Genomic DNA, 10,632 nt, shown 5'->3' with positions numbered 1-10,632 from the left:
AAAGTGCTCACGGTCCCTCCGGTCGGTGCTGTCCCCGCAGCATAGGTGGGCATATGTGGTGCGCGCCACATCCCGAGTCCGGCGCAACGTGATGCAACGTTTGCCGCCATGATCGATCGGGTGTGTGCTGTGTCACATCACCGATCGAAAGGGTACCGACATGACCGACATCCTCGAGCAGCCCACCGGCCGAGAGACCGAGCCGCAACAGCGGGTCGATGCCTGGCTGCGCGACTTCGAGGCGGCTCTCTCCGCGCGTGATGTAGAAGCGGCCGCGGGCATGTTCGCCATCGACAGTTTCTGGCGCGACCTGGTGGCGTTCACGTGGAACCTGAAGACGGTCGAGGGCCGGGACGAGATCGCCGGCATGCTGCGCGAGCGACTCGACGACGCCGACCCTCGCCGGTTCCGCTCGACCGAACCGCCCACCAGCGACGACGGGGTGATCAGCGCGTGGATCGCATTCGATACCGCAGTCGGACGGTGTGAAGGCCACCTGCGCCTGACGGACGAAGGGGCTTGGACGCTCCTGACGACACTCCAGGAACTGAAGGGGCACGAAGAGGGCAAGGGCCCGCGACGGCCGCGCGGCACCACGCACGGTGCGGATCCCAATCGCGTCACCTGGTCCGAACAGCGCGACGCCGAGGACCGCGAGCTCGGATACACCCGGCAGCCGTATGTCGTGATCGTCGGGGGCGGTCAGGGCGGGATCGCGCTCGGCGCGCGGATGCGCCAGCTGGGCATCCCCGCGCTCGTCCTCGACAAGCACGACCGGCCCGGCGATCAGTGGCGCGGACGCTACAAGTCGCTGTGCCTGCACGATCCGGTCTGGTACGACCACCTGCCGTACCTGCCCTTCCCCGACAACTGGCCGGTGTTCGCGCCGAAGGACAAGATCGGCGACTGGCTCGAGATGTACACCCGGGTCATGGAGGTGCCGTACTGGTCGAAGACGCTGTGCACGTCGGCGAGCTACGACGAGCAGGCGCAGGAGTGGACCGTCCGCGTCGAACGGGACGGTGAACCACTGGTCCTGCGGCCCAAGCAGCTTGTGATCGCCACGGGCATGTCGGGCAAGCCCAACATGCCGAGCTTCCCCGGTATGGACCGGTTCCTGGGAGAGCAGCATCATTCGAGCGCGCATCCCGGGCCGGACGCCTACGCGGGCAAGAAGGCCGTGGTGATCGGTGCGAACAATTCCGCGCACGACATCTGCGGGGCGCTGTGGGAGGTCGGTGCCGATGTGACGATGGTGCAGCGTTCGTCGACGCACATCGTCAAATCCGAGTCCCTCATGGATCTCGGTCTTGGGGACCTGTACTCCGAGCGAGCACTCGCCGCGGGCACCACCACACACAAAGCGGATCTGACGTTCGCGTCGTTGCCGTACCGGATCATGCACGAGTTCCAGATCCCGGTCTACCAGAAGATCCGCGAACGCGATGCCGACTTCTACGACCGTTTGGAAAAGGCCGGCTTCCAGCATGATTGGGGAGACGACGGTTCCGGATTGTTCATGAAATACCTGCGCCGCGCCTCCGGGTACTACATCGACGTCGGCGCCTCCGAGCTCGTCGCGAACGGCGACATCAAGCTCGCGCACGGCAACGTACGGGAATTGACCGAGACCAGCGTGATCCTCGAGGACTGCACCGAACTCGACGCCGATCTCGTGGTGTACGCCACCGGCTACGGCTCGATGAACGGCTGGGTCGCCGACCTGATCGGGCAGGACGTCGCCGACAAGGTCGGCAAGTGCTGGGGTCTCGGATCGGAGACGACCAAGGATCCCGGGCCCTGGGAAGGCGAGCAGCGCAACATGTGGAAGCCCACCCGGCAGGAAGGCCTCTGGTTCCACGGCGGGAACCTGCACCAGTCGCGGCACTACTCGCTCTACCTCGCACTACAGCTCAAGGCGCGGTACGAGGGGATTCCGACGCCCGTGTACGGGCTGCAGGAGGTGCACCACCTGAGCTGACCTTCCCGCCCCGGCTACCCCGCCCCGGTCCGCGGGGTGGGGTAGCCGGTTTGTCAGGCGCCGCTGACCTCGTTCGGGGTGTGCGGGAGCGACCCGGTGACGATTTCGCCGTTCTCGAGGTTCACCGCATGCAGCGAATCGTCGACGGGGTCCGTGACGTAAGCGATGTGCCCGAGCACCGTGAGGGCCGGTCGCGGCGTCTGCCACTCCTCGGGTTCGGTCCACGGCTCGACTACCTTGATGCGACGGATGATTTTGCCGGTGGCGGGATCGATTTCGTGCAGGTTGCCGTCGGTGCCCAGAACCAGTGCCTCACCCTGCGGGCCCCGCCCCAGCGACCGGAACGTATAGCTCGTGCCGAGGTCCACGAGCCGCAGCCCGGCGGTGCGGGTGTCGATCAGCGCGACCCGCTCGGGGCGTTCGAGTTCGGCGTCGGGATCGGACTTGTAGTCCCCGAGCACGATCGGAGACTGCTCGGAGCCGGCCTGGTTTCCGATGCGGCCGTACGGGTCCGGGCTCGGAACCTTCTCGAAGGTTCCGTCACGGAAGATGATCATGCCGTCCGTGCAGCCGAAGACGACCGTGTCGTCGGCCGCGACGGTCTCGCCGTGCACGCTCGGGCACTCGTCGGTCCGGGCGACCTCGCGCCGATCGGCATCGAGAAGCGCGATGGTGCTGCGAGATTCACTGTCTCCCACGGTGACGAGCATGCGTCCGCCGTCCAGCGGTACCGCCACTCCGTGATGTGCTGCGGGCAGCGTGTGGGTATCGATTTCCGGCGCGCCTTCGGTCGGCTCGAACTGTGCCGGGTCGAAGATCTCGATGCGTCCGGTGCCGTCGTCGAAGAGAGCCGTCGCGTCCGCGTGCCGGACGACGTGTCCGGGCTTTTCGGCCCGGAACTCGAAATCTGTCAGTGCCGGTGCGCCGGCGTAGTGGTGGCCGTGGTCGCCGTGGGCTTCCGTCCAGGCGCCGGTATCGAGTGCGCGGAACCCGCCGCTCGTGGACACGAGCACGTGTCGCCCGTCGCCGGCGGGATTGAGCCTGTTGAACCCTTCCAGTGGGAAATCGCCGACGACGTCGAGGCCGGTGGCGTCGACGACGAGAACGCCGCCGTCGTAGGTGACGGCGAGGCGGGGCTCGGCGCTGCCGACCTCTGCTGCAGTCGCCGGTTGGGTGGGGGCGGGGGCCGGTGCGGCGTCGGGAGCCGACGAGCATCCCGTGACGAGGGCGGCGGCCAGTGCTGCGGGCAGCACCAGGCTGCGGTGACGAATTGATCGCATGACCGGTAATCCAGCCACTATTGCAAACGAATGTCAAAGTCAATTATGCGTACGTCTGCATACGGGTCTCTACGACACGCGCTAGAGGAACGCAGAAACCACTGACCACGTCGTTACCATCGACCGATGGATCCGGTCCGCAACCCGTACGCCCCGGGCGCGGGGCAGCGCCCACCCGAACTCGCCGGCCGCGACAAGCAGCTGACGGCCTTCGAAGTGGTGCTCGAACGCATTGCCCGCGGACGGCCCGAACGGAGCGTCGTCCTCACCGGGCTGCGCGGTGTCGGCAAGACCGTGCTGCTCAACCACCTGCGCTCGGCGGCCATCGCCCGCAGTTGGGGCACCGGAAAGATCGAGGCGCGCCCGGATCAGGGTCTGCGTCGGCCGCTGTCCTCGGCCCTGCACATGGCTGTGCGTGAGATCGCCGCTGCCCATCCGGACCCCGAGTCCGTCGATCACTTCCTCGGAGTCCTCAAATCGTTCGCCCTGCGCGCGACCGCCGACAAGGCGATGCGCGAGCGTTGGCAGCCCGGTATCGACGCCCCCGCCGTCAAGGGCCGGGCCGACTCCGGCGACATCGAGATCGACCTCGTCGAATTATTGGTCGACGCAGCGGGTCTCGCTCGGGACGTCGGTGTCGGGATCGCATTGTTCATCGACGAGATGCAGGATCTCGGTCCGGACGACGTCTCCGCCATCTGCGGTGCCTGCCACGAACTGAGCCAGGACACCGCGCCGCTCATCGTCGTCGGTGCCGGTCTTCCGCACCTGCCGGCGGTGTTGTCGGCTTCGAAGTCGTACTCCGAGCGCCTGTTCACCTACCACCGGATCGATCGCCTCGATCGCGAGGCGGCGGACCACGCCCTCATCGCACCCGCGGAACGCGAAGATGTCGAATTCACCGCGGAGGCTCTCGACGTGCTGTACGAAAATGCCGATGGCTACCCGTATTTCGTCCAGGCGTACGGCAAGGCCACGTGGGATGTCGCCGCGGGCAGTCCGATCACAGCCGACGACGTGCGTGTCGGTGCGCCGGCAGCGGAAGAGGAACTCGCGGTCGGCTTCTTCGGTTCGCGTTACGAACGCGCCACGCCCGCCGAACGCGAATACATGCGCGCCATGGCCGACCTCGCCGGCGACGACGGCCCGGTGGCGACCTCGAAGATCGCGGTGGAACTGGGACGCAAACCCGCGTCCCTGTCGCCGGCGCGCGACGGCCTGATCAAGAAGGGGCTGATCTACTCCGCCGAGCGTGGCTTCATCGGATTCACCGTGCCACACTTCGGACGTTATCTGCGTGCTCAATCAGACTGAGCTGCGCGCGTATCCGTGTCAGCGCGCGGTGCTGGGCGACGCGCACGGCGCCCGGGGTGGTGCCGAGCAGTTCGGCGGTGCGTTCGGTGCTGTAGCCACGTACCACACGCAGAAGCAGGATCCACCGCTGCTGCTCGGGTAGTTGGTCGACGAATTTTCTTGCGGTGGAGGCGAGTTCGCTGTCGATGACGTCTTCGTCGGGACTCGGGACCGGTACGTCGTGGATCGCAGCGGTGGTGCGTGAGGCGCTGCGCCGCGCATCGGCCACCTTGTTGGCGGCAATGGCGAACGCGAACCGCAGCAGCGACGCGCCGCGGTCGCGGTAGCGGGGGAGCGCATGCACCAGGGCCAGGCACACTTCCTGGGTGACGTCCTCCACCGGGGTGTGCCCGCGGGTCACCTCGTCCATGCGGGCCGAGCAGAAGCTCAGTACGTGCGGACGGACGCAGCCGACGACGGTGGCGACGGCGTGCGGTTCACCCGCGACGGCACGGGGAACCCAGCGGCGCAGGAGTTGTTCGGTGACGATGTCGGCCACGGCGGTGGTCCTTTCGGGCTCGGATGGAACTGTGTCCACCCTCTATCGCCCGGCCGCCGTGGAACACCGACCCTGTGGGTGTTATTCGCCCACCCACACCACCGTGTCGTCGAGATTCGCGCGGTCGGTGCGGCACGTATTGGCCGGATGCGAGTCGTCGGCGTACCCGAAGGAAATGGCACAGACGATGTCGCGGTCGTCGCCGATGTTCAGTTCGCGCCGCAGTGCGGACGCGGCCATGGGTACCGCGGCCTGCGGCACGGCTGCAATGCCGAGCGACTCCGCAGCAAGCAGCAGTGTCGACACGTAACCCCCGCAGTCGACGGCGCCGTACACGCCGAGCGCCTTGTCGGTGGTGATGATCGCGACGTGGGGGGCGCCGAAGAAGCGATAGTTCTCGAGCATCTGCTCGGTGCGGCGGGTGTAGTCGTCGCGGGCGATCTCGAGCGCGTTGTACAGCGCGTATCCGGCGCCGCGCCGGCGTTCGGCGTAGACCCCGCGGTACTCGGCCGGGCCGGGGATGTCGGGGTCGAGTTCGCCGGACACCGCCTGGGCGTACACCGCCTCGCGCAGGCGTTCGATGGCGTCGCCGCCGACGAGGTGTACCTGCCAGGGCTGCGAATTGCACCACGAGGCCGTGCGCTGCCCCATGCGCAGCATGCGCTCGATGTCTTCGCGCGGGACCTGCTTGGACAGGAATGCGCGGCAGCTGTAGCGGGTGTCGAGAAGTGTCGACAGGGTATCGGCGGCACCGGTCATGTGCCCACCATCGCACAGCGTCGCAGTTAGCGCTCGTTCAGGGGTGGACTCCGGAGGCTGGCGGCTTCTCGGGTTCTCCATGCAAGAACCAACACGTGACGCCATAAGTGTGGGAACCGGGCGCCAGTGCCGGAGGCGATAATGTCCGCATGCGCTCGCACGGGAAGATCCTGAACGCCACACTCGGGCTGATCGCCGATGCGGGCTTCGAAGGAGTCAGCATCGCGGCGGTGGCGCACCGGGCCGGGGTGTCGCGGCAAACGGTGTACTCGATATTCGGGTCGCGTGAAGAATTGGTCTCCCAGGCGATGGCCGGTCTCGCCGAGGAAGTGCTCGGCAACATCCGGTCTCGGTTGAACTCCGTCGAAACCGCTGTCGAATACGTCGTCGAGTTCATCGTTGCCGGTAGAGCGGTGGTGCGTGCCGATCCGATCCTGACCGGCCTGCTCCATGCCCGGACGGGTAACCCGCTCTTCGACGCGGGCATGATGGGACGTGCGAAAGTAGTTGCCCGGCAGCTTCTTGCGCGAGTAGTCGATCTCGATGCCCGCCTGGAGCCCGACCTGGACGATATCGCCGGCATCGTGATCCGCCTGGGATTGTCGGTGATCGTCTTCGATGACGACGAGGTACGCGACGACGACGACCTGCGCCGGTTCCTCACGCGGTGGCTGCAGCCGGCACTGGCGTGCACTTCTTGACACTTCAAGCCTCGAGTGTCTAGTTTGGGGCGCGCATCGGGCGAACCGCTATTGCCATCCGGGGGGAATTTATCGTGCCAGCATTGAGTCGCCGGGCGTTTCTGGCGGGAGCCGTCGCAGCGGGTGTCGGCCTTTCGAGTCCGGTTGCGGCACAAGCGCAGAGTGCACCGGCGAGGCGTCGCACGCCCGTTCCGCTTACCCGTGAGAACCACCGCGTCGTCGTTGTCGGATCAGGGTTCGGCGGGGGAGTCACCGCGCTTCGCCTCGCCGAGGCCGGTGTTCCGGTGCTCGTACTCGAGCGCGGAATCCGGTGGCCCACCGGGCCGAACGCCCGGACGTTTCCCAGCGGCCTGTCTCCCGACAAGCGCGCTCTCTGGTACGAGTCGAGTCCCGAACTGTTCGGTCGGCCGGTGGCATTCGAGCCGTACACGGGTCTCATCGAGGCGGTGCCCGGCGAGAACATGACAGCCCTGTGCGGCGCGGGCGTCGGCGGTGGGTCCCTCGTCTACCAGGGCATGGCTCTGCAACCGGACGAGGCGGTGTTCCACACCCAGTTTCCGGAGCAGCTGGATTACGCCACCATGGCGCAGGTCCACTACCCACGTGTCGCTCGTATGCTGCAATTGGCCGTCGCCCCCGACGAATTGGTGAATACCCCGAACTACAAGGCGGCGCGGGTCTTCGCGCAGAACGTGAAACGGGCCGGGCTCCCGCTGTCGAAGATCCCGATGCCGATCGACTGGGACTACGCCCTCGACGAGCTCGCCGGCCTCATGGCTCCGTCGTACACCAACGGCGACGGCGCGCTCGGGGTCAACAATGCGGGCAAGCATTCGGTCGATGTCACCTACATCGCTGCAGCCGAGGCGACGGGCCGAGTGAAGGTCGAGACGCTGCACCAGGTCACCGATGTCGAGCGCGCGAAGGACGGCCGCTGGACGGTGTATGTCGACCGTATCGACACGTCCGGGCAGGTACTCGAGAACAAGATCCTCACCACGAATGTCCTGGTGATGGCCGCGGGCAGCCTCAACACCAGCAAACTCCTGGTGCGCGCGGCGGCCACGGGACGGATTTCCGACATGCCCGACGGACTCGGCGCCGGATGGGGCACCAACGCCGACCGCATCTATGTCTGGACCAACCTCGACGAGGAATTCGGTGCGCCGCAGGGTGGCCCGGTCGTCTACGGCAGCCGCTGCTGGGAAGATCCGTCCTCCGCGGTGACGGTAATCCAGGCGTCGATTCCCCCACTGTCCTTCGACGCGCGCAGCACCATGCTGGTCGGGTTCGGTGTCAGCGACAGCCGCGGCCGTTTCGTCTACGACTCGGCGCAGGACGTGGCGACGCTGCGCTGGCCCGAGGACGGCGACACCGTCATCCAGAACGGCCACATCGATCCGACGGTGCGGAAGATCGCCGGACAGGGGAGCGTGCTTACCGACACCAACGCGTCGCTGCCGTCCACCTGGCATCCGCTCGGCGGTGCCTGCATGGGCACGGTGTGCGACCTCGAGGGCCGGGTCCACGGCCAGCGCGGGTTGTATGTGCTCGACGGGGCATTGATGCCGGGGAACACCGCCGCCTGCAATCCGTCGATGACCATCGCCGCTGTCGCCGAACGGGCATTGGAGCAGATCGTCGCCGAGGACGTCGGTTCGGTGATCTGAACCGGCCGGATTGCACCGTATTCACCTCTCTAGTGAAAATTCGAGAGAGTCGAATACTTGTTCAGACCAGATCCTCCTCGTCTCCGGGGGTGACGCGCCGCAGTCCCCGGTACGCCTCGGCGGGGGTGCGCCGGCCCGCGACCACGGCCTCGACCTCCGCGGCGATCGGCATCTCCACGCCGTACTCGCGCGCGAGCTCCATCACCGTCGGAGCGGTCTTCACTCCCTCGGCCACCTGCCCGAGTTCGGCGACGGCCTCGTCGACGCTCAACCCCCGGGCCAGTGCCTCACCGACCCTGCGATTGCGGGAGGCCGGACTCGTGCACGTCGCGATGAGGTCGCCCATGCCGGTCAGGCCCGCGAAGGTGCGCGCGTTCGCACCCATCGCCTCTCCGAGCCGTGTCATCTCGGCGAGTCCCCGCGACAGCACCATCGCGCGGGTGTTGTCGCCGACCCGCAGGCCCTCGGCCATGCCCGCAGCGATCGCGATGATGTTCTTGAGCACGCCGCCGAGTTCGCATCCCAGGACGTCGGTGTTGCGGTAGACGCGGAACACCTTCGACGCGAACAGCGGCTGCAGGGCCGTGGCCACCGAATCGTCCTGCATCGCAACGACAGCGGCGGCAGCCATGCCGTCGGCGATCTCGCTTGCGATGTTCGGCCCCGACATCAGGCCGACGGGGTGGCCGGGCAGACATTCGCTCACCACCTGGGTGGGGCGCAGCCGGGTGCCCGGTTCCAGTCCTTTGGCGAGCGACAGGATCGGCACCCAGGCACGCACCGCGTCGGCGATCGGTTCGAGGGTCGAGCGCACCGCGTGTGAGGGCACACCCACCACCATCACGTCCGCTTCGTGTGCGGCTTCGACGATGTCCGACGTCGCGCGCAGCCCTTCGGGCAGTTCGCGGTCGCCGAGATACCGGCTGTTGCGGTGCTGCTCGTTGATCTCGTCGGCGGTTTCCTTGTTGCGTGCCCACAGCAGCGTCGGGGTGTTGCGGGCGGCGAGTCCCGCGACGGTGGTGCCCCAGGACCCGGAACCGAGAACCACGACGCGAACCGGACGTGCCATCTGTCCTTCTCTCTACCCCGGTGTCTGTACTCGGATAGATGTCAGACTGTCAGCCGACGGCCCTTTCGTGGGCGATTTCGGCCGTTCCTATCCGACTGCCTGCCGATGGGGTAGGTGCTCGATGAGGTCGGCGGCGTATGTGGCGCCGTTGTGGGAGCGGATCCGTGCCCCGAGGTCGGAGACGGCGGTGCGGTGTGGGCCCTCGGTGAGCAGGTCGTCGGCCGCGGCCCGGATAACGTCCGTTCTCGCGTTCTTGCGTAGGCAACGCGCGACGCCGTGGCCTTCGAGAGTGCGGCCGATCATCTTCTGATCGAGCATCGGGTGCATCGGCAGGACGATCAGTGGGATGTCGTGGGCGAGGGCGCGCATGGTCGTGTCGTGGCCGCCGTGTCCGATGACCAGGGTGGCGTTCGGCAGGATTTGCTCGTGGTCGAGGTAGCCGTGGATTTCGGTGTCCGGTCCGGCAGTCAGAGCGGTGGGGTCGACGGAGGTTCCGGTGGTGACCACTGTGCGGGCGGGGACGCCGTGCAGGGCATCGAGGACGTGCTGCAGCACTCGGCGTTGACCGCGGAAGTTGGTGCTGCTCAGGCTGACCAGAATCAGCGGCGTCCGCTCCCCGACCGGTGTCGGGGTGGGCGGCATCGGGTGCGGCACCACCCCGGTGTAGTGAATCGGCGGGGGGAGGGCGCGGCGCCCGGCCGGGTCGAGATCCCGCTCGGTCGTCACCAGCCCCAGGCGGGTCCGCTCGGCGGCGGCGATGGCCCCGTAGAGCAGGCAGTCGATCACGACCACGTCCGCGGGTTCCTCGGTTACGGTGTCGACGAGATCGATCCCGGGGCCGGGATCGGTGAACACCGCCAGATATGCGTACAGTCCGATGATTCCCGGGTGGGCGGTGGTCGACTGCCAGGGCCGGGCATGCCGGAACGACGTGAACGGAAACCCCCGGCTTTCGATCTGCTGACGTTGCTGACAGTGCCCGAGGAACCGGACCCGGTGCCCGCGATTGCGGAGTTCGGTCGCGATGCCGAGGGCGGGTGGCACGTTGCCACCGCCGTCCCAGGTTACGAACAGGATGCGTGCCATGGCAATTGCCTTCAGGTGTGAGGCCCGGGTGCGGGCCCGGTTCAGGTCGGTTCGGGTGGCGTGGCCGGCAGGAGGGCGCGCAGCATGCCGCGCAGGGCCTGCCCGGTGCGCTCGGCCGACAGGCGCAGATCGTTGCGGAGCACGTGCCAGACCAGCACGTCGGTGGCGGCAGCCAGCTGGGCGAACAACAAATCGCGGTCGGCTGCGGGGAGCGGGTCCAGATACGGAGCGAAC

9 protein-coding genes and 1 pseudogene are annotated in these 10,632 nt (G+C 67.3%); 4 read left to right on the top strand and 6 right to left on the bottom strand.

Features of this window, described 5'->3' with window-relative positions; all coding sequences use genetic code 11:
* Positions 1-160: 160 nt before the first annotated feature.
* Positions 161-1,981 (top strand): NAD(P)/FAD-dependent oxidoreductase, encoded by a 1,821-nt coding sequence (locus Q8814_RS20875; protein WP_330153908.1) that lies wholly within the window; start codon positions 161-163, stop codon positions 1,979-1,981.
* A gap of 53 nt (positions 1,982-2,034) precedes the next feature.
* Here Q8814_RS20875 and aztD read toward each other — a convergent pair whose 3' ends face one another.
* A complete protein-coding gene (aztD, locus tag Q8814_RS20870; protein ID WP_330153907.1) occupies positions 2,035-3,261 on the bottom strand; it encodes a zinc metallochaperone AztD in 1,227 nt (408 codons plus the stop codon).
* A gap of 126 nt (positions 3,262-3,387) precedes the next feature.
* Here aztD and Q8814_RS20865 point away from each other — a divergent pair, with 126 nt between their 5' ends.
* A complete protein-coding gene (locus tag Q8814_RS20865; protein WP_330153906.1) occupies positions 3,388-4,575 on the top strand; it encodes an ATP-binding protein in 1,188 nt (395 codons plus the stop codon).
* On the opposite strand, the gene Q8814_RS20860 is transcribed toward Q8814_RS20865, so the two are convergent.
* Both Q8814_RS20860 and Q8814_RS20855 read right to left on the bottom strand, forming a co-directional pair.
* A complete protein-coding gene (locus Q8814_RS20860; RefSeq protein WP_330153905.1) occupies positions 4,529-5,113 on the bottom strand; it encodes a sigma-70 family RNA polymerase sigma factor in 585 nt (194 codons plus the stop codon). The two genes, Q8814_RS20865 and Q8814_RS20860, sit on opposite strands and share 47 nt — an antisense overlap.
* 81 nt (positions 5,114-5,194) lie before the next feature.
* A complete protein-coding gene (locus tag Q8814_RS20855; RefSeq protein WP_330153904.1) occupies positions 5,195-5,872 on the bottom strand; it encodes a nitroreductase in 678 nt (225 codons plus the stop codon).
* A 149-nt stretch (positions 5,873-6,021) separates the two neighbouring features.
* On the opposite strand from Q8814_RS20855, the gene Q8814_RS20850 reads away from it, so the two are divergent.
* Positions 6,022-6,573 (top strand): TetR/AcrR family transcriptional regulator, encoded by a 552-nt coding sequence (locus tag Q8814_RS20850; RefSeq protein WP_330153903.1) that lies wholly within the window; start codon positions 6,022-6,024, stop codon positions 6,571-6,573.
* 74 nt (positions 6,574-6,647) lie between these two features.
* Positions 6,648-8,243, top strand: a complete 1,596-nt coding sequence (locus Q8814_RS20845; RefSeq protein ID WP_330153902.1) for a GMC oxidoreductase — start codon at positions 6,648-6,650, stop codon at positions 8,241-8,243.
* A gap of 61 nt (positions 8,244-8,304) precedes the next feature.
* Here the strand turns inward: Q8814_RS20845 and Q8814_RS20840 are convergent, their stop codons facing one another.
* The 3 genes and pseudogenes from Q8814_RS20840 to Q8814_RS20830 all read right to left on the bottom strand — a co-directional run.
* Positions 8,305-9,312 (bottom strand): NAD(P)H-dependent glycerol-3-phosphate dehydrogenase, encoded by a 1,008-nt coding sequence (locus Q8814_RS20840; protein ID WP_330153901.1) that lies wholly within the window; start codon positions 9,310-9,312, stop codon positions 8,305-8,307.
* Between the two features lie 87 nt (positions 9,313-9,399).
* Positions 9,400-10,398 (bottom strand): glycosyltransferase, encoded by a 999-nt coding sequence (locus Q8814_RS20835; protein ID WP_330153900.1) that lies wholly within the window; start codon positions 10,396-10,398, stop codon positions 9,400-9,402.
* 41 nt (positions 10,399-10,439) lie between these two features.
* Positions 10,440-10,632, bottom strand: a pseudogene (locus Q8814_RS20830) (TetR/AcrR family transcriptional regulator); the annotation flags it as partial.

Origin of the sequence: Rhodococcus chondri (assembly GCF_036327435.1) — a bacterium.
Lineage (GTDB): Bacteria > Actinomycetota > Actinomycetes > Mycobacteriales > Mycobacteriaceae > Rhodococcus > Rhodococcus chondri.
The sequence above is the reverse complement of the archived record's forward strand: the minus strand, read 5'-3'. Positions and strand labels throughout refer to the sequence as shown.

Coding starts and splice junctions, on each gene's coding strand:
- Q8814_RS20875 (WP_330153908.1), top strand. CDS start 161: ATGACCGACATCCTCGAGCAGCCCACCGGCCGAGAGACCGAGCCGCAA.
- aztD (WP_330153907.1), bottom strand. CDS start 3,261: ATGCGATCAATTCGTCACCGCAGCCTGGTGCTGCCCGCAGCACTGGCC.
- Q8814_RS20865 (WP_330153906.1), top strand. CDS start 3,388: ATGGATCCGGTCCGCAACCCGTACGCCCCGGGCGCGGGGCAGCGCCCA.
- Q8814_RS20855 (WP_330153904.1), bottom strand. CDS start 5,872: ATGACCGGTGCCGCCGATACCCTGTCGACACTTCTCGACACCCGCTAC.
- Q8814_RS20850 (WP_330153903.1), top strand. CDS start 6,022: ATGCGCTCGCACGGGAAGATCCTGAACGCCACACTCGGGCTGATCGCC.
- Q8814_RS20840 (WP_330153901.1), bottom strand. CDS start 9,312: ATGGCACGTCCGGTTCGCGTCGTGGTTCTCGGTTCCGGGTCCTGGGGC.
- Q8814_RS20835 (WP_330153900.1), bottom strand. CDS start 10,398: ATGGCACGCATCCTGTTCGTAACCTGGGACGGCGGTGGCAACGTGCCA.